The organism is Pseudonocardia aurantiaca, from assembly GCF_039526725.1.
Taxonomy (GTDB): Bacteria; Actinomycetota; Actinomycetes; order Mycobacteriales; family Pseudonocardiaceae; genus Pseudonocardia; species Pseudonocardia aurantiaca.
The window spans coordinates 369525-392839 of the sequence record NZ_BAAAJG010000029.1 but is presented as its reverse complement, the minus strand read 5'-3'; the positions used below and the strand labels follow the sequence as shown (position 1 = coordinate 392839).

The window sequence follows — 23315 nt, the reverse complement described above, 5'->3', positions numbered from 1 at the left end:
CTAGAGCTCCTTCATGTGCTCGAACGGCTCCCGGCACGACCGGCAGCGGCGCAGCGCGGTGCACGCCGTGGGGCCGAACCGCGAGGTCTCCTCCGTGGCGGGCGCTCCGCAGCGCGGGCAGGGCACGACGTCGGCGGGCGCGGTCAGGGTCAGCGGCACCGGTCCAGCGGGCCGGAGGCCCACCCGTCCCGGCGGGGCGATGCCGGCATCGGCGAGCTTGCGGCGGCCCTCGTCGGAGATCCAGTCGGTGCTCCACGGCGGCGACAGCACGGTTCGCACCTCCACGCGGGCGAACCCGGCCGCCGTGAGCGCGGCCCGCAGGTCGTCACGCATGACGTCGACCGCCGGGCAGCCGGAGTACGTGGGGGTGATCGTCACCGAGACCGCGTCGCCCAACTCCGTCACGTCCCGGAGCACACCCAGGTCCGCGAGGGTCAGCATCGGCATCTCGGGGTCGACGACCGCGGCCGCCGCGGCCCGTGCCGTGCCCGTCGCCGTCACCACGTCGCCCCCGGGTGCTGGCGGGCGAGGCTCTGCATCTCGGCGAGCACGTGCCCGAGCTGCTCGGTGTGCACCCCCTGCCGCCCGCCGCGGCCGCCGATCGTGCCGACGGCGGGGCGCTGCGGCCGGATCAGCGTGGCCGCCGCGAGCACCTCGTCGAGGACGGCGTCGACCTCCGCCCGGACGTCGGCCGGATCGACCGCCACTCCCGCACCGGCGAGCCGCCGCTCGACGTCGGACGTGCGGAACAGCTCCTCGGCGTGGGGCCACACGACGTCGAGCGCCGCCTGCATCCGCCCGTGCGATGTGGGCGTGCCGTCGCCGAGGCGCACCACCCAGCGCGCGGCGTAGTCGCGGTGGTAGGCCAGCTCCTTGACGCCCTTGCCGGCCACCGCGGCGAGCACCGGGTCGCGCGAGCCGAGCAGCCGCTGCAGCAGCGCGAGCCGCCACGTCGAGAACAGCAGCAGCCGTGCGACGGCCCGGCCGAAGTCCAGCCCGTCGCCCAGCTCGGCCAGCGCCACGTTGCGGAACTCGGACTCGGTGCGCCGGTAGGCGATGGTGTCCTCGTCCCCGTCGCCGCGGACGTGCGCGGCGCGGGCGAGCAACACCCTGGCCTGACCGAGGAGGTCGAGGGCGATGTTGGCCAGCGCCACCTCCTCCTCCAGTTCGGGGGCGTTGCTCACCCATTCCGTGAGCCGCTGGCTGCAGATCAGGGCGTCGTCGCCGACCATCAGGCAGTACTGCGCGAGGTCAGCCGGGTCGACGCCTTCGGGAACCGGCGAGGTGATCTCGGCCTGGACGTCTTCCACTCCGGACCCGAACGCCCACCGCGGGTCGTCGTGCCCCACCGTCTCGGCAAGCGACTGGTAGGCGTTGGTCGCGTCCTCCTCCTCGGCGTGCGCGTGGGCGTTCACAGGTGCGGAACCTCATCCGGGATCGCGTAGAAGGTGGGGTGCCGGTAGACCTTGTCGCCCGCGGGGGCGAAGAACGGGTCCTTCTCCGCCGGGCTCGACGCCGTGATGCGGTCGGCGCGCACCACCCAGATGCTGACGCCCTCGTTGCGGCGCGTGTAGAGGTCGCGGGCGTTGTGCAGCGCCATCTCGTCGTCGGCGGCGTGCAGCGAACCGACGTGCACGTGGTTGAGGCCCCGCTTGCCGCGCACGAACACCTCGTAGAGCGGCCAGCTGCGCCGCTTGCGCTCCCCCGAGCCGGCCTCGACGCCGCTGGTGGGGACCGCGCCGTGACCGCCCGCTGCCGTGTACTCGGTCACGCTGCCGCCTCCGCCCGCGCCGCTCGCTTCTCCGCGTACGCCTGCGCGGCCTCGCGCACCCACGCTCCGTCCTCGTGGGCGCGGCGCCGGTGGGCGACCCGCTGCGCGTTGCACGGGCCGGAGCCGGCGATGACCGCCTTGAACTCCGTCCAGTCCGGCTGGGTGTAGTCGTGCGCCTGCCGTTCCTCGTTCCAGCGCAGCCCCGGATCGGGCAGCGTGATGCCGAGCGCCGCGGCCTGCGGCACCGTCATGTCGACGAAGCGCTGGCGCAGCTCGTCGTTCGTGTGCCGCTTGATGCCCCACGCCATCGACTGCTGGGTGTTGGGCGAGTCGGCGTCCGGCGGGCCGAACATCATCAGCGACGGCCACCACCAGCGGTTCGTCGACTCCTGCACCATCTCCCGCTGCGCATCGGTGCCGTTCACCATCGCGAGCAACAGTTCGTAGCCCTGCCGCTGGTGGAACGACTCCTCCTTGCAGATGCGGATCATCGCCCGGGCGTAGGGGCCGTAGGAGCAGCGGCAGAGCGGCACCTGGTTGCAGATCGCGGCGCCGTCGACGAGCCAGCCGATCACGCCGATGTCGGCGAACGAGAGCGTCGGGTAGTTGAAGATCGAGGAGTACTTCTGCTTCGACTCGATCAGCTTCTCGGTCAGTTCCTCGCGGTCGACGCCGAGCGTCTCGGCCGCCGCGTAGAGGTACATGCCGTGCCCGGCCTCGTCCTGCACCTTCGCGAGCAGGATCGCCTTGCGCCGCAGGCTGGGGGCGCGCAGCAACCAGTTGCCCTCCGGCTGCATCCCGATGATCTCGGAGTGCGCGTGCTGGGCGATCTGGCGGATCAGCGTCTTCCGGTACGCGTCGGGCATCCAGTCGCGCGGCTCGATGCGCTGGTCGGCCGCGATGGTCTCCTCGAACTGGGACTCGTACCAGCTCTGAGTCTCCGAACCGCTCACTCGCGCCTCCTACCGAATGTTCGTTCGGCTAATGGTGCCGCACGGGTCCGGCGGACGCAAGACAAGGCGCGGCTACGCCCGGACCCGGCGGGTTCGAGCGCTCACCACGTATGTACGGGGATCAGCGCACAGCCGGGTCAGCGACCGCGGCCGCCGCCGCCGCCCTGGCCGCCCTGGCCGCCCTGGCCGCCCTGGCCATGGTTGCCACCGTTGCCACCGTTGCCACCACCGTTGTTGCCGTTGCCGTTGCCGTTGCCGTTGCCGTTGTCGCCCTGGCCCGATCCGCCACGGCCGCCGCTGTCCCCGCGGCCGCCGCCGCCCTGCGGCGGACGCGCCTGGTCCGGCTGCTGCGAGGACGGGGGCCGGGACGATGGCGGTTGGGACGACGGCGGCGGCTCATGGGAAGGCGGCGGCTGCGACGAGGGCGGCGGCTGCGACGAGGGCGGCGGCTGCGAGGACGGCGGCGGCTCGCTCGACGGCGGCTGGGACGAGGGCGGCTGCGAGGACGGCGGCGGCGACGTCGGCTCCGGTCGCGGCGCAGGCCTGGTCGTCGAGGGCTCCGATGCCGACGGCGGCGACGGACGCGGCTGCGACGGACGCGGCTCCGGCGCCGGGCGGTACGCGGGCGGGTCCGCCGGCGCCTGGTCGGACGACGGCGCGGCGCGCTGGGCCGGGGGCGCGGCCAGGAGGCTCGGCAGCGGCGCCGGGACGCCGGGTACAGCCAGCGCGGGAGGCGGGGCCGCAGCCGGTGCAGGCACGGACCCGAACCCGTCCGGCGCGGGGCTGCCTGCGGCCGCCAGCCGAGCCAGTTCCGCCACCTGAGCCGGGTTCACGAGCTCGCCGGCACCCAGCGACGGCCGCGGAGCCGGGGCGTAGCCCGGTGCACCGGCGCCGAGGTTGCCTGCGGCCTGGATCGTGACGGCCGTCTCCGCCCCCGCCGAGCCTTCCGGCAGGAGGACCACCACGGACGCACTGGCGGCGGAGACCGCCGCGACAGCGCTGGCCGCGAACCAGGGCGCGGGCCGGGCGGACACCCGGCGCCGACGCCGACGGCCACGCCGGGACGGCGAGGGCGCGGCAGGCGCGGCGCCTTCCCGGCGCACGAGCGCCTCGACGCTGATGCCCTTAGGGGCCCCGGCCGTTCTGGCCGAGGCGCGCCCAGTGGCGGCGCCATCACGGTGCGTATTCACCTTCAGCACTCCCGGGGAGCTGGGGACGTCTGAGCGGCAGACACATAACCCAAAAGGGTGGCGTGTCCTTGCTGACTCTAACTCCCTGTGACAGCAGAAGTTGCGCCCTAGGAGGCACAGGTCACCTGGCGGCTGGCAGGAGCCCTTCGAACGCCACCCGCGCAACCTCGTCCGGCAGCTCGGCGGCGCCGGAGCGCCCGGGCCGAAACCACTCGACCACCGAGTTGACCAGCCCGGACAGCAGGCGCGCGGCCAGCGCCGGGTCCACGTCGGCCCGCACCTCGCCCTGCTCCACCGCCTCCCGCACGATCGCCGCGACCCGCGTGTCGAAGGCCCGGCGCTGCTCCAGCGCCCAGCGTTCGGTCTCGGTGTTGCCCCGCACGCGCAGCAGGAGCGTGACGTAGGGGAGGTCCTCGGTGAGCACCGCGACCTGGCCCCGCACGATGTGGCGCAGCCGCTGAACGGGCGAGCCCGCAGTGGCGCCGGGCTCGTCGAGGATCGCGAACAGCCGCGAGAGCGCCCGTTCCAGCGCCGCCCGCAGCAGCGCCTCCTTGCCCGTGAAGTGGTGGTAGAAGGACGACTTCGTGATGCCGGCCGCCCGGGAGAGGTCCTCCATGGACGTCGCGTCGTACCCGCGCGCGATGAACTCGCCGACGGCCACCTCCAGCAGCGACCCCGGTCCGGTGCTCGGCCTGCGCACGCGGCGGGCCGCGTCGGCCGTCATCGGCCCTCGAATGCCGGGCGCTGCTTGGCGAGGAACGCGTCGACGGCCCGGGTGTGGTCGCGGGTGGCGGCGAGGCGGGTCTGTGCGGCGCCTTCGGCAGCGAGGACATCCGGCAGGTCCGCCACCACGCCGAGCCGCACCGCCCGCTTGATCTCCGCATACGCCCTGGTGGGGCCGGTGGCCAAAAGGCGAGCCAGCTCCAGCGCCGCGGGGACCACCTCCTCGGCGGGCACGACGCTGCGCACCAGCCCCCAGGACTGCGCGTCCTCGGCGCTGAACGGTTCGCCGAGGAGCAGCAACTCGGTGGCGCGCGCGACCCCGACAGCGTGCGCGAGGCTCGCCGACAGCCCCGAATCGGCCGTGAGCCCGATGCCGGTGAACCCCGTGCGGAACTCCAGCCCCGCCGCGGCCACCCGCAGGTCACAGGCCAGCGCGAACCCGAGCCCCGCGCCGACGCACGGGCCGTTGATCGCCGCGACCACCGGGAACGGCAGGTCGACCAGGCCGAGGACGATCGGGTTGTAGTGCTCCGCGACAGTGGCGAACGCTGTGTGGGGGTCGGCGCGGATTGCCTCGGCGTGCTCCCTGAGGTCCTGCCCGACGCAGAACGCGCGGCCGGCGCCGGTGATCACGAGCGCCCGCACGTCCTCCGCCTTCGCGAGCTCACCGACGGCGGCGAGCAGCGCGGTCTTGAGCTCGACGGTGAGCGCGTTGTACCGGGAGGGACGGTTCAGGGTGAGCACAGCGACTGCCGCATCGGCGTCGTCACGCGTGAGGAGCACCGCGGGGTCGTCGACCATCGCGCCATACTAAGGCCCGACCGAACGATCGGTCGAGCGCGGAGCGTGGACGCGTATGTGTGTGCAGAGCCTGGACCCGGCTCTGCACACACATACGCACCGAGGCTCCCGGCGGGCCTGTTCGGCTACCTGATCCCGTGCTAGTTTCGCCCGAACGAACGGTCGGTCGAGCACGGAGGCTCCCCATGGCACCGGTCCTGCGCAGCTACGTCGCCGGGGGCTGGCAGGCCCCTCCTGACGAGGGCAGACCGCTTTTCGACGCGGTGACGGGCGACGAGGTCGCCCGGATCTCCTCCGCCGGGATCGACATGGCAGGCGTGCTCGACCACGGCCGCGCCGTCGGCGGGCCCGCGCTGCGGGAGCTGACCTTCCACCAGCGCGCCGGCCTGCTCAAGGCGCTCGCCGGGCACCTGCGCGAGCACCGCGAGGAGCTCTACGCGGTCTCCGCGCGCACCGGCGCTACGCTCTTCGACTCCCGCTTCGACGTCGACGGCGGGATCGGCGTGCTCCAGGCCTACGCGTCGAAGGGCCGCCGCGAGCTGCCCAACGACACCGTCTACGTCGAGGGCGACGTCGAGCCGCTCGGCAGGGGCGGCACCTTCGTCGGCCAGCACGTCGCCACCTCGCTGCGGGGCGTGGCGGTGCAGGTCAACGCCTTCAACTTCCCCGTGTGGGGACCGCTGGAGAAGCTCGCCCCCGCCTTCCTCGCCGGCGTCCCGACCGTGATCAAGCCCGCGAGCCCCACGGCCTTCCTCACGGAGAAGCTCGTGGAGCTGGTCATCGGCTCCGGGCTGCTGCCCGAGGGCACCGTGCAGTTCGTCGCGGGCGGGGTGGGCGACATGTTCGACCACCTCACCGAGCAGGACCTCGTCTCCTTCACCGGCTCGGCCGCGACCGCGGCGAAGCTGCGCACCCACCCGACGATCGTCTCGCGGTCCGTGCGCTTCACCGCCGAGGCCGACTCGCTCAACCTCTCCGTCCTCGGCCCGGACGCCGAACCGGGCACACCGGAGTTCGACCTCTACGTCAAGCAGCTGACCCAGGAGATGACCGTCAAGGCGGGCCAGAAGTGCACGGCGATCCGGCGCGCATTCGTGCCGGCCCAGCACGTGGACGCCGTGGTCGAGGCCGTCTCGGCGCGGCTGGCGACGACCACTGTCGGCAACCCGGCAGCCGAGGGCGTGCGGATGGGGGCGCTCGCGAGCCTGGAGCAACGCGAGGAGGTGCGCCGCAGCGTCAATGCGCTCGCCGACGCCGGGCGCGTCGTCTTCGGCGACCCGGAGAAGGTCGACGTGGTCGACGCCGACCCCGAACGCGGCGCGTTCGTCTCGCCGATCCTGCTCACCGGCGACCCGGACCGCGCCGAGCCGCACGAGGTGGAGGCGTTCGGGCCGGTCTCCACGGTGCTGCCCTACTCCTCCACCGAGCAGCTCATCGCCTACGCCGCACGCGGCCAGGGCAGCCTCGTGGGGTCGGTCGTCACGGGCGACCGCGGCTTCGCCCGCGACGTCGTGCTCGGCGTCGCCCCGTGGCACGGGCGGTTGCTCGTGCTCACCCAGGCCGACGCGAAGGAGTCGACGGGCCACGGCTCGCCGATGCCCGCGCTCGTGCACGGCGGCCCCGGCCGCGCGGGCGGCGGCGAGGAGATGGGCGGCATCCGCGGCGTGCTGCACCACATGCAGCGCACGGCGGTGCAGGCGGACCCGGACACGCTCACGGCGATCACCGGGCGCTGGGTCGCGGGCTCGGAGCGTCGCCGGACCGACGTCCACCCGTTCCGCAAGCACCTCGAGGAGTTGCGCATCGGCGACACGATCGTCGCCGGGCCCCGCACAGTCACCCAGGAGGACGTAGAGCACTTCGCCGAGTTCACCGGCGACACGTTCTACGCCCACATGGATGCCGACGCGGCCGCGGCGAACCCGCTGTTCGGGGAACGCGTGGCCCACGGCTACCTCGTGGTCTCGCTCGCCGCCGGGCTGTTCGTCGACCCCGACCCCGGCCCGGTGCTCGCGAACTTCGGCGTCGACCGGCTCCGGTTCCTCACGCCCGTCAAGTTCGGGGACGCACTGACGGTCACGCTCACCTGCAAGCAGGTGACGCCGCGGGACAGCGCCGCGTACGGCGAGGTCCGCTGGGACGCGGACGTCGCGCGCCAGGACGGCGAGTCGGTCGCGCGCTACGACGTGCTGACGCTGGTGGCAAAGCAATGACCGCTACGGCGAGGCGGCTGGGCGAGGTCCCGGCGCCTGCCACTCTCGACCCGGCCGAGCGCATGTCCGTCGACGAGCTGCGGGCGCTCCAGCTCGACCGCCTGCGCTGGACGCTCCGGCACGCCTACGACAACGTCCCCTTCTACCGGCGGAGCTTCGACGCCGCTGGGGTGCATCCCGAGGACTGCCGGGAGCTGTCCGATCTCGCGAAGTTCCCCACGACGTCGAAGGCGGATCTGCGCGACAACTACCCGTTCGACCTGTTCGCGGTGCCGCAGGACCAGGTCCGGCGCATCCACGCCTCCTCGGGCACGACCGGCCGCCCCACGGTCGTCGGCTACACCGCGAAGGACATCGACACCTGGGCGACGGTGATGGCCCGCTCGATCCGGGCCGCGGGCGGGCGGCCCGGCCACAAGGTGCACAACGCCTACGGGTACGGCCTGTTCACCGGCGGTCTCGGCGCGCACTACGGGATCGAGAAGCTCGGGGCCACGGCCATCCCCGTCTCGGGCGGGATGACGCCCCGGCAGGTGCAGCTCATACAAGATTTCCGGCCGGAGATCATCATGCTCACCCCGAGCTACATGCTCACGATCATCGACGAGTTCGAGAAGCAGGGCATCGACCCGCGGTCGTCGTCGCTACAGGTGGGCATCTTCGGCGCCGAGCCATGGACGGAGCAGATGCGCGCCGAGATCGAGCAGCGCATGGACATGCATGCCGTCGACATCTACGGGCTGTCGGAGGTGATGGGCCCCGGCGTCTCGCAGGAGTGCGTCGAGTCGAAGGACGGGCTGCATGTCTGGGAGGACCACTTCCTCCCCGAAGTGGTCGACCCCCTCGACGGCACGCCGCTGCGCGACGGCGAGGAGGGCGAGCTGCTGTTCACCTCCCTCACCAAGGAGGCGCTGCCGATCATCCGCTACCGCACCCGGGACCTGACGACGCTGCTGCCGGGCACCGCCCGCCCAGGCATGCGCCGGATGCAGAAGATCACCGGCCGCAGCGACGACATGATCATCCTGCGGGGCGTGAACGTCTTCCCGACGCAGATCGAGGAGGTCGTGCTGCGCACACATGGCCTCTCGCCGCATTTCCAGCTCGTGCTCACGACCGAGGGCCGGATGGACGCGCTGACGGTCCGCGCGGAGGCCCGGCCCGACGCCTCGGCCGAACGCCGCGCCGACGCCGCCGCCGAGCTCGTGACGGCGGTGAAGGAGACGGTCGGTGTGACCGTCGCGTGCGAGGTGGTCGACCCCGAGACGCTGGAGCGGTCCGTCGGGAAGCTCCAGCGCCTCAAGGATCTGCGGCAGCGCTGAGACCGGGACCGGTCAGGCGGCCGCGGGGTGCATGCGGGCATGCGTGTCGCGGTGCTCGCAGAACTCCGGGTTCGGGTCGAGGGCGGCGGCCACCCGGAAGTGGGCGCCTGCTTCGGTGTGCCGGTTCTGCCGCTGCATGGTGCGGCCCAGCACGAATCGGGCGTAGGCGTCCGTCGGCGCCAGCTCCACCGCCCGCTCCAGCGCCTGCTGGGCACGGTTCAGCTGGGCGGAGTGGTAGTACGCACGCCCGATCAACAGCTGGCCGCCTGCCGTGTCGTGCAACTGGTCGGCGATGGGCTCCAGCAGGTCCAGGGCCTCGAGCGGCTTGCCCAGCTCGAGGAACCCCTCCGCCATCCGGTAGCGCTCGATCTCGTTCATCTCCACCTCCGACCGGGTGGAACCCAATACCCAGACGGGGTATTCCGGGAGCTCAGCAGACGTCGTCGGGGAGCCCGTCGAGCACTCGCTGGAACACGGTTCCGAGCGCCTCGATCTCAGCCGGGGTGAGTACGTCGAAGAACAGCCGCCGCACTGCGTCGACGTGCCCAGGTGCGGCCTCGACGATCGCCGCCCGTCCCGCGTCGGTCAGCCGCACCATCGACCCGCGGGCGTCCTCGGCGCATTCCTCGCGGACGACGAGACCGCGCCGCTCCATGCGGGCGACCTGATGCGAGAGCCTGCTGCGCTCCCAGCCGACGACCCGCCCCAGTTCACGCGCCCGCAGCACACCCTCCGGCGACTCCGACAGCGGCACGAGGAGCGTGTACTCCGCGCCGGACAGCCCGCCGTCGCGGATCAGGAGCCGCTCCAGCTCGGCCGGCAGCCGCCGCTGCATCGCGAGCCAGGCCTGCCAGACGGCCGCCTCGCGCTCGTCGAGCCACGCCGGATCGCCCATACCCGGCATGGTATGACATATGTTGAGACATCATCAAATTGCGGGATCGCGATGTGTCACGTCCGCAGGCTAATCCCCCCGATCGTCCGCCCCAGGTGTCGTTGATGAAACGACACGATGAGCCACCAACTGGACCGATCGAGTGATCGTCAGCGCACGTAAACGCCGATCCCGTTCGGTACCAGCCGGGCCGACGGATCCGACGGGTTGTTCACGATCATGGCGGACCGCTCCCCCTCGTCCCTGTAGACGAGGGTCGACGACCCGCCACCGTCCAGGTTGACCCCATTGTGGATGCCCAACTCGCGCAGCAACGACCCCAGTTCCTCCAGAGAGGCGCCCACGCTGTCGTCCTGGCGGCCGTCCAGCGTGAGCAGCCACATGCGGCGCCCGTTCGGGCCGACGCCGACGGCGCTGCGCGGGGCCCGCGCCCGGTCGTCCAGCCCTCGGACGAGCGCGCCGTCCCGCAGGATCGGGCTGCCGCCGATAGCGAAGTCCGGCTGGATCCCGCTCGCCGGCACCAGCGCGTACCGGACGTCGACGGGCTCGCCGACGCGCAGCGCGCGCAGCGTGGCGGCACCCTGGTCGCGGCCGGTCAGCGTGATGTCTCCCGGCGCGATGCGGCCGTCGGTGGGGCGCGCTGTGGTCGCCACGGCCCCTTTGTGCACCACGACCTCCGCCTGCTCGGGCGAGCAGGGCGCGTTCCGGTCGGTGTCGGACCCGCAGAGCGTCGTCGCGCGGTCGACCTCGCCCCAGTCCGGCGTGAAGATCCCGATCCCGCCGTCCGGCACCGCGTACTGGTTCAGCCCGACCAGCGGCAGTGTCGCGGAAGCGGTCGTCGCCGACGCCTCCAGCCGCAGCCGGTCGATCCGGCCGATGCCCGTCCGGTCCACCGCGAAGACGGAGTCGACCTCCGCGCCCGGAACCGCAGGCCCCATCCGCCTGCCGTGCGGCACCGCCGCCTTCACCGCCCGGCCGCCCGCGACCGCAGGCCCCACCGGGGCGTTGGTGCGGTCGATGTCAAAGAAGTCGCCGTTGATCCCGGCCACCGCGCCGCTGCGGTTCGCCATCTGCTCCACCCCAGAGCGTGCCGCGACGGCCCCCGCTGTCATCAGGTCGACGTGAACGGTCGGGTTGGCGAGGTCGACCTCGACGATGTCGCCGTTGACCTCTCCCGCCGCCGCCGTCGTCGTGAACTCTCGGTGCGAGACGCCAGGCGCGACCTCCGCGGCCGGCAGCAGCTTGCCGAGGACACGTTGGGCGCCGGCCTGCGTCTGGGGAACGGGTGGTGGAGGCGTCGGCGACGGGGATCCGGTCAGCGAGAGGGTGAGCGCGAACACCGCCGCCATGGCTGCTACCAGCACCTGCCAACTCCCTCCTGATCACCGCCCCCGAGGGGGATGGGAGCACGCGCCAGCGAGCCGGCATGGTACCGAGAACCCCGCTGAACCCACAGGTGTCGCGGACGCGGCCCGAACCGGTGGCCGGGCGGACGCGCCACGCTTGCCGGGGCGGCCGCGCCAGGCCACCCTTGGCAACGTGAGTGAGCAGGCGATCGAACTGGACCTCGACGAGACGGGCGTTGCCACCGACCTCCCGGCACCCGCCAACGAACGGGACTCCGTGCAGCAGGTGCCCTACCGGCCGGTGCAGTTCCGCGACGACGACCTGGCCACGGCGCTCGAGCGGTCCGCCGCGTGGCTGCGCAGCGCCCAGAAATGGTTGGGCGAGCCCCTCGACGTCATCGCGATCCACCTCGACTACGACGACAGCGCGGGCAGCCCCTACTACGACGTCAAGCTGCTCTGCAACGAGGAGGACCTCGCGGGCGCGCCGATCGCGGTGCGGACACAGCAGGCGCAGGTGCCGACCAGCTGACCCCGGCGTTCGCCCGCCGGTGCGAGCGCGGCTCGCTCGAGTCCAAGCCGGCGGGTGTGGCGCACGCCGACACCGGCGAGACCGGCTGACCCTCAGCCGACCGAGGCGGCAGCCAGCAGGGCAGACGCAGCCCGGCGGGCGCGCGCGGCGACGTCCGGGCGCGGCTCGGGGAGGACCGCGGCGGCCGACATCGCCCCCTCGGCGAGGAGCAGCAGCTCGTCGGCGAGCGCCTCGGGGTCAGGCGTCGGATACGCCCGCGCCAGGTCCAGCAGGTACTCGCGGAAGAGCACCTTGTGCCGCTGCACGACGGCGAGCACGAGCGGGGCGTCGCCGCCGATCTCCCCGAACGCGTTGACGAACGCGCAGCCCCGGAAGCCGGGCTCGGCGAACCAGAGCCCCAGCCAGTCGAACACCGCCAGCAGGCGCTCCCCCGGGTCGACGGCGTGCCGCTCGACGTGCGTGCGCAGCCGCGCGCGCCAGCGCTCGTCGCGAGCGTCGAGGTAGGCCGCGACCAGATGCTCCTTGGACGGGTAGAGCTGGTAGAGCCGCTTCAACGAGACACCCGCCTCGGCGCGCACCTCGTCCATCCCCACGGCGTGGATGCCGCGGGGGTAGTAGAGCCGCTCAGCGGCCGCCAGCAGCCGCTGGTTGGCGTCGATGAGATCCACGTCACTCCTCTTGCCGTGCGAGAACGCGCGTTCTCTAGGCTACCGGGTGAGACGGAGAACGTCCGTTCTCCGCGAACTTCGAGCAGAGGAACGAGCCATGACCGGCCGCCCACCCTTCCCCCCGTTCGACGCCGAGACCGCGGCCCAGAAGGTCCAGGCCGCCGAGGACGCGTGGAACACCCGCGACCCCGAGCGTGTGTCGCTCGCGTACACGGAGGACTCCGTGTGGCGCAACCGGGACCGGCACGTCGTCGGGCGCGCGGAAATAGTCGCGTTCCTGACCGAGAAGTGGGAGCGCGAGCTCGACTACGCCCTGCGCAAGGAGCTGTGGGCGTTCGAGGGCGACCGGATCGGCGTGCGGTTTCAGTACGAGAGCCGCGACGCGTCGGGGCAATGGTGGCGCAGCTACGGCAACGAGCTGTGGGAGTTCACCGAGGACGGCCTGATGCGCCGCCGCGAGGCGAGCATCAACGACCGCCGGATCACGGAGTCGGAGCGCCGCATCCTGGGCCCCCGCCCGGACTCAGAACGCGGCGCAAGCTTCCCGATCTACTGACCGAACGCCTGGAAAGCCACGTTCAGGACCGCTAACACCTGCAGCGTGGCTTTCCTGTCATCTCGGTGGGCGCGACGTCACTCGTCCACATTGGGCGCCCGCGGGGGGTGCGCTAGATTGGTGGCCTTCCAGGCACCGAGGGGGAGGCACCCGTGGACGATGCAGCCCTGCCGTCGTTTCTGCCGTCGTTGCTGGATACCACGAAGCCCACCATCGCCCGCGTGTACGACGCCAGCTTGGGGGGCAAGGACAACTTCGACGTCGACCGGCGCGTCTGGGAGCGGATCAGGGCGGCGGCCCCGCACCAAGGGGATGTCAGCCAGATGAACCGGCGCTGGCTGGCGCGTGTGGTGGGGTATCTCGCCGATGAGGTGGGCATCAATCAGTTCCTCGACCTGGGCAGCGGGCTGCCGACGACCGAAAATACTCACGAGGTGGCTCAGCGCCACAACCCCGAGGTCCAGGTCGTGTACGTCGATATCGATCCCATCTGCAGTGCCCACGGGCGGGCGATGCTGGAGGAGAACGACTTCACGACCTTCGTCGAAGCCGACATGACCCGGACCGCGGACCTGCTGAAGCATCCCGACGTGGTCCGCCGCATCGACCTCGACCAGCCGGTTGCATTGATGCAGTGCGGCACTTTGCACCACGTGCCCGACGAGGTCGACCCGGCAGGGATGATGCGCGAGTACATCGACGCGCTTCCGTCGGGCTCGTATGTCGCGATGACGCACTTCTGGGATCCGGCGGAGGAGGATGCCGAGCTGAGCAAGAAGGCGCGGGAACTCGAGCACGCCTTCACCAAGCTCGGCCTGGGCAGCGGCTACTACCGCACCCGAGAGCAAATCGCCTCGCTGTTCGGCGATCTGGAGATGATCGAGCCCGGCCTGGTGGGGCTCGAGGACTGGTGGCCCACGGGACCGCGGGTTCGCCGGCTCTGGCCGGAGCAGCATTTGATCCTCGGCGGAGTCGGTCGCAAGCCGTAATCTTCGCCGACCTCGGCCAATGCCCGCCGGGACCGGGCACACTCACCCAGAACAGCAGGTGCCCGACCCCGGCGCAGGCGACCCAGTGGTGTCGCCGACCTTCGCGGACGTGGGCCCGTCGTCCTTGCCGCCATCGGCGACGCCGGCGGCGGCGACTTTCGCCAGCCACTCGGGCGACACTGCGGCGGCGCCGTACTCGTCATGCCAGTTCCACCACTCGTACGGCGGGCCCTGCGGATAGCCCTCGGGCGAGTCCTCCCAGTTCTCCTGGCGGCCGAGTGCGGTCATGTCGAGGTAGCTCCAGGTGCTCCCCAACGCTTCGTCGCCGCGGCTGTTGATGAAGTAGGTGCGGAACACGCTGTCACCGTCGCGGAAGAACGCATTCGTGCCGTGCCATTCGTCCACGCCGAAGTCGGCGTCGAAATCGTCGGTCATGGTGTACCAGGGCATCGTCCAGCCCATCCGCGCCTTCACGCGCTCGATGTCCGGCTGCGGCGCGCGCGAGGCCAGGACGAGAGTGGTGTCACGGGCGTTCAGGTGCGCGACGTCCGCGACCTGGTCGGCCACCAGGGAACAGCCGCGGCAAGCATGGTCGGGCCAGCCGAACACGCCGGGCTCGAAGAAGGCGCGGTAGACGATCAGCTGACGACGGCCCTCGAACAGGTCGAGCAGGCTCGCCGCACCCCGAGGTCCCTCGAACCGGTACTCCTTCTCCACCGCCACCCACGGCATCCGCCGACGCTCGGCCGCGAGCGCATCACGGGCGCGCGTCAGCTCCTTCTCCTTCACCAGCAGCTGCTCGCGCGCAGCCTCCCAGTCCTGCAGCGACACGACCTGCGGTTCGAAAGCTTCCGCGGGAGTTCGGTCGACCGTGACGCTGGTGGTCAAACTCTGATCGCTCATGATTTCCTCACGTTCTGCGGTAGGTATTCACCGGCTGAGGTGCTCCCTCAGCGCGTCGAGCTGGCCGTCCCAGTCGCGGGCCAGCGCGGCCAGGAACTGCTGCGCCACCTGCATGGGCGCGGATCGCAGGCGGTAGCGCACCCGGCGCCGCTCCCCCGGTTCGGCCGTCACCAGGCCGGCCTCGGTCAGCAGGGCCAGATGCTTGGCGATCGCCTGTCGGGTGATCGGAAGGCGACCGGCCAGGTCCGTGGCGGTGGCCGGACCACCCGACGCCAGCGCAGCCAGGATGGAACGCCGACTCGGGTCGGCCAGCGCCACGAATACCTGTTCGGCGATCGCCTCGACGTCAGGCGGCATCGACGAACGCGACCAGTTCACCCAGCTCGCTCGCCCAACCCTCGGTGTGGCTGTCGTACGCCGACTTGTGGGCCTCCTCCGGCAGCTGGGCGAACCCGGACTCGACCACGGTGAGCCGTGTGCCCACACCGACCGGTTCGAGCGTGAACTCGACGTAGGTGCGCCGCGGGTCCTCCTCGGGCAGCCCGTAGATGTGCCAGGTGAACCCGAACACCGTCGGCTCCTCCACCCGTTCGACCCGCAGGTCGACCGACTGGCCGCCGGCCCACGCCACCCGGGCCGCCCCACCCGGGCGCAGATCGATGACTGCCTCATTACCGAACCAGCCGGCCAGACCCTCGGCGGTGGTGAGCGCCTTCCACACCTTTGCCGGCGGGTTGGCGATCTCGACGATCCGCTCGATCCGATCGGGGAACCCCATGTCAGCCTCCAACGATTTAGCAACTGGCCGGTTGCGACTTTATGGCAACCTGCCGGTTGCGTCAATGGCCGCAACCATCGAGCAGCACTCGGCCGTCATGTGTAGTTTGTATCTCGTGTATATCGTGTAGGTACGGACGTTGTGAGGTGGGCAGGCGATGAGCGGTGACGAGCGTGCGGTGCACTCCGGCCCGGGGGGCCGCGGGTTCTACGGTGCGGTGACGGTGAGCGAGCGGGGACAGATCGTGGTGCCGGCCGCCGCCCGCCGGGACCTGGGCATCAAGGCCGGCGACAAGCTGCTGGTGCTGGGTGACCCGGAGCAAGGTCTCGCCCTCATGACGTTGCAGACGCTGACCCGCAATCTCAAGGGGGCGTCGTCGTTGCTGCGGGCGATCGAAGAGGACGAAGCGAGCGGGGCCGGTGACCCCGGTGCAGGCTGACCGGGCGGGCGCGCTGCGGAAGCGCCGGCGCGGCTTCCGGATCGTCCTGGTGGCGCTCGGGGTGGTCCCGGTTGTGCTCACCGCCCTGATCGCGCGCTACGTCGACACGAACATCCACTACTACGAACGGGACATGGCAGACCTGGCGCGGGCCGGGATCGTCCCGAAGCAGGCCCATGTCGACGGCCACGTGGTCAGCTACGCCGAGGGCCCGGACAACGGCCCGGCGATGCTGCTGATCCACGGGCAGGGCTCGCAGTGGCAGGACCATGCGAAGGTCCTGCCCGAGCTCGTCGCGCGCCATCACGTCTTCGCAGTCGATGTGCCCGGACACGGGGGATCGGGCCGGCTGCCCGCAAATCAGTACACCAACGTCCGGATCAGGCAGCTGCTGGCGACGTTCGTCGAGCGCGTGGTCGGCAGCCCAGTGCTGGTGTCCGGGCACTCGTCGGGCGGCCTTCTAGCGGTTTCGCTCGCGGCCGAACGCTCCGACCTGGTCATCGGGGTACTGCTGGAGGATCCACCGCTGTACTCATCGACCCCGCAGCGGCTGGCCGGCACAGTTGGTGGCGGGCTCCCGCGGCTGGCCCAGGAGTTCCTCCGGGACGGGGCTGCCACGGACTTCACGCGGCACTACGTGGAGAACGGCGACTACTTCAGTTTCTTCGGAGCGTTGGCACCGCCCATCGTCAGTTACGCGTCGCAGTACCTCGACTCACATCAGGGCGAGCCGCTCGAGGTGTTCTTCCTGCCGCCGTTGGTGAACGTGTTCTTCCGCGGCCTGGTCCACTACGACCCCGCCTTCGGAGCTGCTTTCGAGGACGGGCGCTGGTACTCCGGCTTCGACACCGACGCGACCCTCGCCGCCGTGACCTGCCCGGTCGTCCTGCTCCACACGAACTTCTGGTCCGAGCAGTACGGCACGTACTACTCGGACGACGGCGTGCTCATGGCGGCGATGGACGACCAGGACGTGGCGCGGGCGCTCGACCGGCTCCAGGACGCAGAGCTGATGGAGGTCGCCTCCGGGCACCTGGTCCACTTCGAGCGGCCCGAACGGTACCTGGAGGCGGTCACGCGATTGGATGCGCGGACCGGCAGCTGAGCCCGGACGGGCACGGAACGCCCTGCGTCAGACCGCTGCCACACCGATGAGGCCGTTGCGGGTGACGAGCCCGGCGAGCTCGTCCTCGCCCAGCCCTTCCGTGCCCGCCGGACGCCGGGGCAGCACCATGTAACGGGTTTCGGCACTGGCGTCCCACACCGTCACCTGGACGCTCTCGTCGAGCTCGAACCCGAACTCGTACAGCACACTGCGCGGGTCCCGGACGACGCGCGAGCGGTAGCTCTCGCTCTTGTACCACGTCGGGGAAGGTCCGAGCAGCGCGATCGGGTAGCACGAGCACAGCGTGCAGACGATGACGTTGTGCACCTGCTCGGTGTTCTCCACGACCTTGAGCCGCTGCTCCTGCAGGCCGCCGCCCATCGACATCCCCAGTTCGGGCAGGGCGTCGTTCGCCTCGGACAGCAGCCGCGCGCGGAAGCCCGTGTCCACCCAGGCTCGCGCCACCACGCGGAAGCCGTTGGCCGGCGAGGAGCGGGCCACGAAGGACTCCAACGCCCTGTCGAGCTCCGCCGCGTCGATCAGACCGCGCTGTTCCAGCAACGCCTCCACGTGTCGGACCCGCGCGGCCACCGCCGCCGCCGGGCCGTGGTGCTCTCCGCTCACCGTCCGGTCCCCTCGTCCTCGACGCGCTCCAGATGGCGCTGCCAGATGTCGACCGTCACCGCGTGCTCGCCGTGGCCGAACAGCTCCCGCGCCGCGAAGCGCACGGCGTAGACCATCTGCGGCTCACCATCCATGCCGCGCGCCCGGTCATCGGGCACCGGATGCCGGCCCTGCTGCTCGACGACCGTCCCGACCGCGCCGCGGACGTACCGCGGGACCCGGAGGTGGTGCGGCGGATCGGCGCGGCTCGCGCGCACCCGGTCTCCCGGCTGGAAGTCCTCAGCCACCGGCGATCTCCTCCGCGGTCAGCACACCCTTCTCGACGAGCAGGGTCACGATCGCGTGGAACCACTTCTCGTAGTAGGACGCCGCGAGGTACTCCTGCGGCGGCATCCGTTCGATCGCGTCCCGGAACTCGTCGAGGTTGAAGATCCCGTGGCCAAGCAACGCGCGGCACAGCGCGAAGACGTGGGCCTCCCAGTCGGAGTGGAAGGGCGGCTCGTCCAGCTCCTCCTCGATCGGCGGGAACCCCACCATTCCCCCCACGTCGTTCATCCGGCTCAACATGCCCTCCCGACCGGGGTCGTATCAGCCAGATCTGGTCACAGGCGGCTCCCGCATCGTCTGCGCGTCCAGACCACCTGCACCTTCGACCGTGAGGCGACCCGCGTCAACCATGGCAGCTGCCACGGCTCAGCGCTGCAGCACGAGCTTGATCAGAGTCTCGGAGCGCTCGACTTGTAGGTCCAGCTCGTCATGCCGATCAGCGTCCCCGTAGTGATCGCGTCAAGAACGTTGGCGGCCGGCCAGGACGTGCATCAACTTGTCGCCGACGGAGCCGACCCGAGTCACCTGTTCTCCGTGGCTGCGGACTTCACGAGCCTCGACGAGGTCGTCCTCATGGCCAAACAGGTCACGGAAATCCATCCGGTACTCGACGTGTTGGTCAACACCGTCATGGTCGCCGGATCGGATCAGCGCGCCATCACCGAGAACGGTAACGAACTGACCTTCCAGGTCAACTACCTGGCCCCGTACCTGCTCGTCCGATCGCTCACCGAGCCCCTGGCGAGGTCGGACAGGCCCCGTGTGGTCACCGTTTCCTCGACGCTGCACCGCGGCGGCAGACTGGACTGGAAAGACCCCAACCGGACACGCAGCTACACCAAACTCGCCGCGTTCGCGCAGTCCCAACTCGCGCTCACCGTGTTCACGGCGTCGCCGGCCGCCCAACCCATCGCCGCGGTCAGCGTGGACCCCGGCCCGACCGACCGGAAGGTCCTGCGGCTGCACAGCACCGGCACGCTCCCCACCCACGACGCCGGCGAGGTCCCGGCACGGCTCTGCGAGCCGGATCAGGAGGTCGTCAACCCGCGAGGTGCTGGACTTCGACCAGCCGATCGCAGTGCTGTTCATGGGCGTGTTCGGCTACCTCGACACCGCCGACGAAGCGGCCACCGTGGTCGACCGGGTGCTCGACGCCGTCCCAGCAGGCAGCTACATGGCCCTGTGGGACGGCACCGACACCAGCGAAGCCGTCCACATCGCCGCCAAGGCCCAGGCCGACATGGGCTCCCCCTATCACCTGCGCAGCATCACCGAGATCCGCGAATGGTTCACCGGTCTCGAGTTGATCGACCCCGGCCTGGTCCCGATCAACCAGTGGCGACCCGACGACGTCGAGGTCGGAGAGCTCACCCCCGATCGACGCCTACGGCGGGGTCGCACGCAAACCCGGGCCTTCGTAGGAAGCCTGGGCGAGGCCGGCGCCGGCACGCCCAGGAATGACGCGCATCGCTGTGGTGACCGGAGCGGGGGGTGACCGGAGCGGGGAAGGAACGCGGCCGCCAGGGGTCGTCACCACGCGGTGCGGTCTTCCGCACGCCAGCAAGGTCTGCGACGAGGGCCGCGGCCACGCCGGGGCGGTGCAGTTGTCGCCGGTGTTGTGGATGTCGCCGGAGGCGGCCGCTCCGCCGCATGGCCGATTGACCCTCCCGCGTCGGCGAGAATTATGACCGACATCCCCTGACTCGTGAGCTCAACGGGGAGGAGCGGAGCGATGGGCGACTACTACTCCGAGGAGCGGCACGGCCCCCACCAGCACTTCGAACTGGGCGACTTCGAACTGGAGAGCGGAATCACGCTCCCGCGCGCGCGGATCGGCTACAAGACCCACGGGAAGCTGAACCGGGCCAAGGACAACGCGATCCTCTTCCCGCACATGTGGTCGGGCACGCCGAAGGCGATGGAGATCTTCATCGGCCGCAACCGGCCCCTCGACCCGGACAAGTACTTCATCATCCTGCCCGGGCAGTTCGCCAACGGCTTCTCGTCGTCGCCCAGCAACACGCCGCCGCCATTCAACGGCGGCGCCTTCCCGAACGTCAGCATTGGCGACGACGTCCGCGCCCAGCACCGGCTCGTCACGGAGGAGTACGGGATCGGGCGCTTGCAGTTGGTGCTCGGCTGGTCGATGGGTGCCGAGCAGACCTACGAGTGGGCGGTGCGCTACCCGAACATGGTCAAGCGGGCGCTGCCCTTCGCCGGAACTGCGAAGACGACCCCGCACGACTACATCTTCGTGCGCACCCACGAGGACGCCCTCAAGTCCGACCCGGCCTGGAACGGCGGGTTCTACCGCGATCAGAGCGAGGTCCACGTCGGGCTGCGCCGGCATGCGCAGATCTGGTCGGTGATGGGCCTGTGCCCCGAGTTCTACAGCGTGGAGGCATGGCGGGGCGTCGGGTTCACCTCCCTCGAGGACTTCCTGCACCGCTTCTGGGAGGGCTACTTCGCCCCAATGGATCCCAACAACCTGATCTGGATGGGGTGGAAGTGGCGTCACGGCGACGTGAGCCGGCATACCGGCGGGGATCTCGCCGCCGCGCTCGGCCGGATCACTGCAAAGACCTATGTCGTGCCGTTCTCCCGCGACATGTTCTTCCCGCCCGCCGACTGCGAGGCCGAGCAGAAGCTCATACCGAACAGCGAGTTCCGCGTGGTCGACAGCCTGTGGGCGCACTTCGCGATGTTCTGCATGACCGACTCCGACCGAGAGCAGATCGACGCCTGCATCGCGGACCTGCTGAAGGAGGAGGTCTCCTGACCGCCCGGCATGCGCGCGGCGCCAGCGGGAGCACGGCCCGCCGTCCCGGGTGGCTCGGGTGCCATGGAGCCTCGCACCACCAGTGACCGCGTGCGCCGCCGCCGGTCGACTCGTCAGGAACCTGAGGTGCGATCGTCTCGTGAGTCTCCTTCCATTTCCTCGATCGCGCCAAGAAGGCTGCGGAGGCCGACTTCCTCTCGCTGGACATCCATCGGATCGAACAACCACTCGGCGCTCGGTAACCCGATGAGCTCCTCCGGGCGACTCGACTCGGCCAAGTTCAGATCCGCCTCGACCTCGATCTCGAGCTCGCGCAGAGAGTCGTTTTCGCCAGTCGGGTTGCTCATGTCTTCCTCCATGCGTTGGTATATCTCTGCGCGGCGGAGCGCCTGACCGCGCTCCGATGACCCCGCCTGCGACCAGCCCGCGGCTCGCCCATGGAAGGCGAGATCCGCGATGCTTCCGCAGGCCGCCGACGTCACAGCGCCGCAGCGCTCGGATCGGTCCGGACGACAGCAACCGGGCACGGTGAATGGTGCAGCACCGCGTGGCTGACGGAGCCGAGCACGAGGCCGACCATGCCGCCTCGGCCGTGTGATCCGACGACCACGAGCTGAGCCGCGGTGACGGTGGCCTGCTCGATCAGCGCATGAGCGGGCCGGTCCCGCAGGACGACACGCCGCACCTCGACGTCGGGATACTTCCCGATCCACCCCGCCAGCCGCTCGGCGAGCAGCCGATGCTCATCGGCCTCGATGGCATCCCAGTCCAGCAGAGGCGCCACGGCGGCGTCGAGCACGTAGTCGGTCCAGGTGTGCACCGCAATCAAGGGCACCTTGCGCGTAGCTGCCGCCTCGAAGGCGAACGCCAGTGCCGCCTCGCTGATCTGCGAGCCGTCGATGCCGACCACGACCGGGCCGGCGTCAGACGGTCGTTCACCGCGCACGACGACGACCGGGCATACCGCCCGGGCGGCCAGGCCGATCGCGACCGAACCGACCAGCAAGGTCGTGAATCCGCCGAGGCCGCGATCACCGAGAACGACCAGTCCCGCACGGCTCGACGCGGCAGCAAGCTGCGGTACCGGGAAGCCGTCGACGACGAGCTCGGAGATCTCGACGCCAGGAGCGGCCTCCGCGGCCGCCTCGGCGGCCGCCGAGACCTCGGCACGCGTGCCTTTCAACATCGTCTCGCGGTAGTGACCACCGAATCCGGGGTCGCCGAGGTGACGTGTCTCGGGCCAGCCGAAGGCACTGATCAGCTGCAGAGTGGTCCTGCGGCGTGCGGCTTCGCGTGCTGCCCATCGGGCAGCCTCGATCGCCGACGATGACCCGTCGATGCCCACGACGACTGGCAGGCTCTCCGGTCGAGGCCTCTTCGCGTCCGGATCGTCGACGTGGCTCGTGAGTCGTGTGCCCATCAGTTCCCTTCCTAGGTGGACCGGACGGCGCGCCGGCGGCCGCCGTCACTTGGACAAGACAGAGCACCGATTTGTGACAACCTGCCACGCGACGGCTGGTCAGGGCGGTGCTCGACCGCTCACCCGTGGCGGGCCCGAGTGCAGGCAGGATGCGGACACCGCCGTCGCCACCATTACCCCGCCAACGTTCTGCGAGACGGCACTAGGATCACCACGATGTGCTTCCGTCCCCACACCTGGTCGTGGGCACCGATGATCGATCGCTCACGACCAGCAAGCACACCGGTACGTCGGTGGGGAGACCTCGCCCAGCGGGGACGGCGGGCTGCACGGCGGATCATGACATCGCGGCGATCGAGGTGGGTCCCAGCCCGCCTCGCTCACCCGACCCAGTTCCCGAGGAGGACGTGGTGACCACCGAAGACGATGTCCGCATCTATGCCGCGACGACCGACTGGGCCGACGCGCACGAACGCGTCCTCGCCGCGTTCGCCAAGGGCTGGGATACACCCGAACCACATGCGTGGGACAGCCTCATGGCCGAGAACATCATACTCAACCAGCCGCTGCTGCTGCCCGGCACGACGCGAATGACGTGGCACGACGAAGCGCAGCGCCTCGTGACGCTCCTTCCCGACATCCGCGGCGAGGTGATGAGCTGGGCAGGCCACGAGGACGTCATGTTCATCGAACTCCTGCTCACCGCCACACTCGGCGGGAAACCCCTGGACTTCCGAGCGGTCGACAAACTGTGGCTCACGCCGACGGGCACGGTCCTTCGCCGGGACTCCTTCTTCGACTCAGGCCCGCTGATTCAGGCGGTGTTGCGCCGACCGTCCGCCTGGCTGCCGTGGTGGCGATCGGGGCTCGGGCCGTTCCTGGCCAGGCGCAGGTTCCTCGATCGTTGAAGCAACGGGGACCCTGAGGTGATCCGAAGCGCTGCCGAGACCGTGCACGCCGCGGGCGCAGAGCATCCTGGCG

At 70.7% G+C, this 23315-nt stretch carries 29 protein-coding genes and 1 pseudogene; 12 read left to right on the top strand and 18 right to left on the bottom strand.

Annotation, left to right across the window (positions count from 1 at the left end; all coding sequences use genetic code 11):
* The 4 genes from paaD to paaA are packed head-to-tail and all read right to left on the bottom strand — an operon-like array spanning window position 1 to window position 2724.
* A complete protein-coding gene (gene paaD, locus ABD143_RS37730) occupies window positions 1-504 on the bottom strand; it encodes a 1,2-phenylacetyl-CoA epoxidase subunit PaaD (RefSeq protein WP_343988509.1) in 504 nt (167 codons plus the stop codon).
* On the bottom strand, window positions 498-1415 hold the full coding sequence (gene paaC, locus ABD143_RS37725; RefSeq protein ID WP_343988506.1) for a 1,2-phenylacetyl-CoA epoxidase subunit PaaC: 918 nt from the start codon (window positions 1413-1415) through the stop codon (window positions 498-500). Before paaC ends, paaD begins: the two co-directional genes overlap by 7 nt.
* Window positions 1412-1771 carry a 1,2-phenylacetyl-CoA epoxidase subunit PaaB gene (gene paaB / locus ABD143_RS37720; RefSeq protein ID WP_343988503.1) on the bottom strand — a complete coding sequence of 120 codons (360 nt, stop codon included), beginning with the start codon at window positions 1769-1771 and terminating at the stop codon, window positions 1412-1414. Before paaB ends, paaC begins: the two co-directional genes overlap by 4 nt.
* Complete coding sequence (gene paaA / locus ABD143_RS37715; protein ID WP_343988500.1) at window positions 1768-2724, bottom strand: 1,2-phenylacetyl-CoA epoxidase subunit PaaA; 957 nt, start codon at window positions 2722-2724, stop codon at window positions 1768-1770. The genes paaB and paaA overlap by 4 nt, the downstream gene beginning before the upstream one ends.
* A 240-nt stretch (window positions 2725-2964) precedes the next feature.
* On the opposite strand from paaA, the gene ABD143_RS37710 reads away from it, so the two are divergent.
* A complete protein-coding gene (locus ABD143_RS37710; RefSeq protein WP_343988497.1) occupies window positions 2965-3546 on the top strand; it encodes a hypothetical protein in 582 nt (193 codons plus the stop codon).
* A gap of 489 nt (window positions 3547-4035) precedes the next feature.
* On the opposite strand, the gene ABD143_RS37705 is transcribed toward ABD143_RS37710, so the two are convergent.
* Both ABD143_RS37705 and ABD143_RS37700 read right to left on the bottom strand, forming a co-directional pair.
* On the bottom strand, window positions 4036-4638 hold the full coding sequence (locus ABD143_RS37705) for a TetR/AcrR family transcriptional regulator (RefSeq protein ID WP_343988494.1): 603 nt from the start codon (window positions 4636-4638) through the stop codon (window positions 4036-4038).
* Window positions 4635-5438 (bottom strand): enoyl-CoA hydratase/isomerase family protein, encoded by an 804-nt coding sequence (locus tag ABD143_RS37700; RefSeq protein ID WP_343988491.1) that lies wholly within the window; start codon window positions 5436-5438, stop codon window positions 4635-4637. The genes ABD143_RS37705 and ABD143_RS37700 overlap by 4 nt, the downstream gene beginning before the upstream one ends.
* 185 nt (window positions 5439-5623) lie before the next feature.
* Between ABD143_RS37700 and paaZ the strand changes: the two genes are divergently transcribed.
* Window positions 5624-7651 (top strand): phenylacetic acid degradation bifunctional protein PaaZ, encoded by a 2028-nt coding sequence (gene paaZ, locus ABD143_RS37695; protein WP_343988488.1) that lies wholly within the window; start codon window positions 5624-5626, stop codon window positions 7649-7651.
* Window positions 7648-8973, top strand: coding sequence for a phenylacetate--CoA ligase PaaK (gene paaK / locus ABD143_RS37690; RefSeq protein WP_343988485.1), 1326 nt, complete (start codon window positions 7648-7650; stop codon window positions 8971-8973). The genes paaZ and paaK overlap by 4 nt, the downstream gene beginning before the upstream one ends.
* A gap of 12 nt (window positions 8974-8985) precedes the next feature.
* Here paaK and ABD143_RS37685 read toward each other — a convergent pair whose 3' ends face one another.
* From ABD143_RS37685 to ABD143_RS37675, 3 genes are all read right to left on the bottom strand, one after another.
* Entirely contained in the window at window positions 8986-9351 is a 366-nt protein-coding gene (locus tag ABD143_RS37685; RefSeq protein WP_343988482.1) for a tetratricopeptide repeat protein, read from the bottom strand.
* 52 nt (window positions 9352-9403) lie between these two features.
* Window positions 9404-9868, bottom strand: a complete 465-nt coding sequence (locus tag ABD143_RS37680) for a MarR family winged helix-turn-helix transcriptional regulator (protein ID WP_343988479.1) — start codon at window positions 9866-9868, stop codon at window positions 9404-9406.
* A gap of 149 nt (window positions 9869-10017) precedes the next feature.
* A complete protein-coding gene (locus tag ABD143_RS37675; RefSeq protein ID WP_343988476.1) occupies window positions 10018-11232 on the bottom strand; it encodes a phosphodiester glycosidase family protein in 1215 nt (404 codons plus the stop codon).
* Window positions 11233-11407: 175 nt separating this feature from the next.
* Between ABD143_RS37675 and ABD143_RS37670 the strand changes: the two genes are divergently transcribed.
* Complete coding sequence (locus tag ABD143_RS37670; RefSeq protein WP_343988473.1) at window positions 11408-11746, top strand: hypothetical protein; 339 nt, start codon at window positions 11408-11410, stop codon at window positions 11744-11746.
* A gap of 92 nt (window positions 11747-11838) precedes the next feature.
* On the opposite strand, the gene ABD143_RS37665 is transcribed toward ABD143_RS37670, so the two are convergent.
* Window positions 11839-12414 (bottom strand): TetR/AcrR family transcriptional regulator, encoded by a 576-nt coding sequence (locus ABD143_RS37665; RefSeq protein WP_343988470.1) that lies wholly within the window; start codon window positions 12412-12414, stop codon window positions 11839-11841.
* A 97-nt stretch (window positions 12415-12511) separates the two neighbouring features.
* Here ABD143_RS37665 and ABD143_RS37660 point away from each other — a divergent pair, with 97 nt between their 5' ends.
* Window positions 12512-12970 carry a DUF1348 family protein gene (locus ABD143_RS37660; RefSeq protein WP_343988467.1) on the top strand — a complete coding sequence of 153 codons (459 nt, stop codon included), beginning with the start codon at window positions 12512-12514 and terminating at the stop codon, window positions 12968-12970.
* A gap of 152 nt (window positions 12971-13122) precedes the next feature.
* Complete coding sequence (locus tag ABD143_RS37655) at window positions 13123-13959, top strand: SAM-dependent methyltransferase (RefSeq protein WP_343988464.1); 837 nt, start codon at window positions 13123-13125, stop codon at window positions 13957-13959.
* Window positions 13960-14001: 42 nt separating this feature from the next.
* On the opposite strand, the gene ABD143_RS37650 is transcribed toward ABD143_RS37655, so the two are convergent.
* The 3 genes from ABD143_RS37650 to ABD143_RS37640 form a co-directional block, all read right to left on the bottom strand.
* Window positions 14002-14790 (bottom strand): DUF899 domain-containing protein, encoded by a 789-nt coding sequence (locus ABD143_RS37650; protein ID WP_343988594.1) that lies wholly within the window; start codon window positions 14788-14790, stop codon window positions 14002-14004.
* A gap of 99 nt (window positions 14791-14889) precedes the next feature.
* A complete protein-coding gene (locus ABD143_RS37645; protein WP_343988461.1) occupies window positions 14890-15219 on the bottom strand; it encodes an ArsR/SmtB family transcription factor in 330 nt (109 codons plus the stop codon).
* Window positions 15209-15640, bottom strand: coding sequence for an SRPBCC domain-containing protein (locus ABD143_RS37640; protein WP_343988458.1), 432 nt, complete (start codon window positions 15638-15640; stop codon window positions 15209-15211). Before ABD143_RS37640 ends, ABD143_RS37645 begins: the two co-directional genes overlap by 11 nt.
* A gap of 157 nt (window positions 15641-15797) precedes the next feature.
* Between ABD143_RS37640 and ABD143_RS37635 the strand changes: the two genes are divergently transcribed.
* Both ABD143_RS37635 and ABD143_RS37630 read left to right on the top strand, forming a co-directional pair.
* Window positions 15798-16079 carry an AbrB/MazE/SpoVT family DNA-binding domain-containing protein gene (locus tag ABD143_RS37635; protein WP_343988455.1) on the top strand — a complete coding sequence of 94 codons (282 nt, stop codon included), beginning with the start codon at window positions 15798-15800 and terminating at the stop codon, window positions 16077-16079.
* On the top strand, window positions 16060-17184 hold the full coding sequence (locus ABD143_RS37630; protein ID WP_343988452.1) for an alpha/beta fold hydrolase: 1125 nt from the start codon (window positions 16060-16062) through the stop codon (window positions 17182-17184). Before ABD143_RS37635 ends, ABD143_RS37630 begins: the two co-directional genes overlap by 20 nt.
* A 27-nt stretch (window positions 17185-17211) precedes the next feature.
* Here the strand turns inward: ABD143_RS37630 and nthA are convergent, their stop codons facing one another.
* From nthA to ABD143_RS37615, 3 genes are read right to left on the bottom strand one after another with little or no spacing between them, the layout of a single operon-like run.
* On the bottom strand, window positions 17212-17808 hold the full coding sequence (nthA, locus tag ABD143_RS37625; protein WP_343988449.1) for a nitrile hydratase subunit alpha: 597 nt from the start codon (window positions 17806-17808) through the stop codon (window positions 17212-17214).
* Entirely contained in the window at window positions 17805-18095 is a 291-nt protein-coding gene (locus ABD143_RS37620) for an SH3-like domain-containing protein (RefSeq protein WP_343988446.1), read from the bottom strand. Before ABD143_RS37620 ends, nthA begins: the two co-directional genes overlap by 4 nt.
* Window positions 18088-18363 carry a hypothetical protein gene (locus ABD143_RS37615; RefSeq protein ID WP_343988443.1) on the bottom strand — a complete coding sequence of 92 codons (276 nt, stop codon included), beginning with the start codon at window positions 18361-18363 and terminating at the stop codon, window positions 18088-18090. Before ABD143_RS37615 ends, ABD143_RS37620 begins: the two co-directional genes overlap by 8 nt.
* A 201-nt stretch (window positions 18364-18564) precedes the next feature.
* Here ABD143_RS37615 and ABD143_RS38455 point away from each other — a divergent pair.
* The 3 genes and pseudogenes from ABD143_RS38455 to ABD143_RS37600 all read left to right on the top strand — a co-directional run.
* A pseudogene (locus tag ABD143_RS38455) lies at window positions 18565-18861 on the top strand (SDR family NAD(P)-dependent oxidoreductase); the annotation flags it as partial.
* A gap of 34 nt (window positions 18862-18895) precedes the next feature.
* Window positions 18896-19630: an SAM-dependent methyltransferase gene (locus tag ABD143_RS38450; RefSeq protein ID WP_425563756.1), complete on the top strand. Its 735-nt coding sequence runs from the start codon at window positions 18896-18898 to the stop codon at window positions 19628-19630.
* Window positions 19631-19867: 237 nt separating this feature from the next.
* Window positions 19868-20914 (top strand): alpha/beta fold hydrolase, encoded by a 1047-nt coding sequence (locus tag ABD143_RS37600; protein ID WP_343988440.1) that lies wholly within the window; start codon window positions 19868-19870, stop codon window positions 20912-20914.
* A gap of 113 nt (window positions 20915-21027) precedes the next feature.
* Here ABD143_RS37600 and ABD143_RS37595 read toward each other — a convergent pair whose 3' ends face one another.
* Window positions 21028-21261, bottom strand: coding sequence for a hypothetical protein (locus tag ABD143_RS37595; protein ID WP_343988437.1), 234 nt, complete (start codon window positions 21259-21261; stop codon window positions 21028-21030).
* Between the two features lie 131 nt (window positions 21262-21392).
* Window positions 21393-22334, bottom strand: coding sequence for a universal stress protein (locus ABD143_RS37590; RefSeq protein WP_343988434.1), 942 nt, complete (start codon window positions 22332-22334; stop codon window positions 21393-21395).
* Window positions 22335-22744: 410 nt separating this feature from the next.
* Between ABD143_RS37590 and ABD143_RS37585 the strand changes: the two genes are divergently transcribed.
* A complete protein-coding gene (locus ABD143_RS37585) occupies window positions 22745-23242 on the top strand; it encodes a nuclear transport factor 2 family protein (RefSeq protein ID WP_343988431.1) in 498 nt (165 codons plus the stop codon).
* Window positions 23243-23315: the final 73 nt, after the last annotated feature.

Bases quoted from the DNA above. Each gene is read 5' to 3' on its own strand.
- ABD143_RS37705 (WP_343988494.1), bottom strand. From the start codon at position 4,638: ATGACGGCCGACGCGGCCCGCCGCGTGCGCAGGCCGAGCACCGGACCG.
- ABD143_RS37700 (WP_343988491.1), bottom strand. From the start codon at position 5,438: ATGGTCGACGACCCCGCGGTGCTCCTCACGCGTGACGACGCCGATGCG.
- paaZ (WP_343988488.1), top strand. From the start codon at position 5,624: ATGGCACCGGTCCTGCGCAGCTACGTCGCCGGGGGCTGGCAGGCCCCT.
- paaK (WP_343988485.1), top strand. From the start codon at position 7,648: ATGACCGCTACGGCGAGGCGGCTGGGCGAGGTCCCGGCGCCTGCCACT.
- ABD143_RS37685 (WP_343988482.1), bottom strand. From the start codon at position 9,351: ATGAACGAGATCGAGCGCTACCGGATGGCGGAGGGGTTCCTCGAGCTG.
- ABD143_RS37680 (WP_343988479.1), bottom strand. From the start codon at position 9,868: ATGGGCGATCCGGCGTGGCTCGACGAGCGCGAGGCGGCCGTCTGGCAG.
- ABD143_RS37660 (WP_343988467.1), top strand. From the start codon at position 12,512: ATGACCGGCCGCCCACCCTTCCCCCCGTTCGACGCCGAGACCGCGGCC.
- ABD143_RS37645 (WP_343988461.1), bottom strand. From the start codon at position 15,219: ATGCCGCCTGACGTCGAGGCGATCGCCGAACAGGTATTCGTGGCGCTG.
- ABD143_RS37640 (WP_343988458.1), bottom strand. From the start codon at position 15,640: ATGGGGTTCCCCGATCGGATCGAGCGGATCGTCGAGATCGCCAACCCG.
- ABD143_RS37635 (WP_343988455.1), top strand. From the start codon at position 15,798: ATGAGCGGTGACGAGCGTGCGGTGCACTCCGGCCCGGGGGGCCGCGGG.
- ABD143_RS37615 (WP_343988443.1), bottom strand. From the start codon at position 18,363: ATGAACGACGTGGGGGGAATGGTGGGGTTCCCGCCGATCGAGGAGGAG.
- ABD143_RS37600 (WP_343988440.1), top strand. From the start codon at position 19,868: ATGGGCGACTACTACTCCGAGGAGCGGCACGGCCCCCACCAGCACTTC.
- ABD143_RS37595 (WP_343988437.1), bottom strand. From the start codon at position 21,261: ATGAGCAACCCGACTGGCGAAAACGACTCTCTGCGCGAGCTCGAGATC.
- ABD143_RS37590 (WP_343988434.1), bottom strand. From the start codon at position 22,334: ATGGGCACACGACTCACGAGCCACGTCGACGATCCGGACGCGAAGAGG.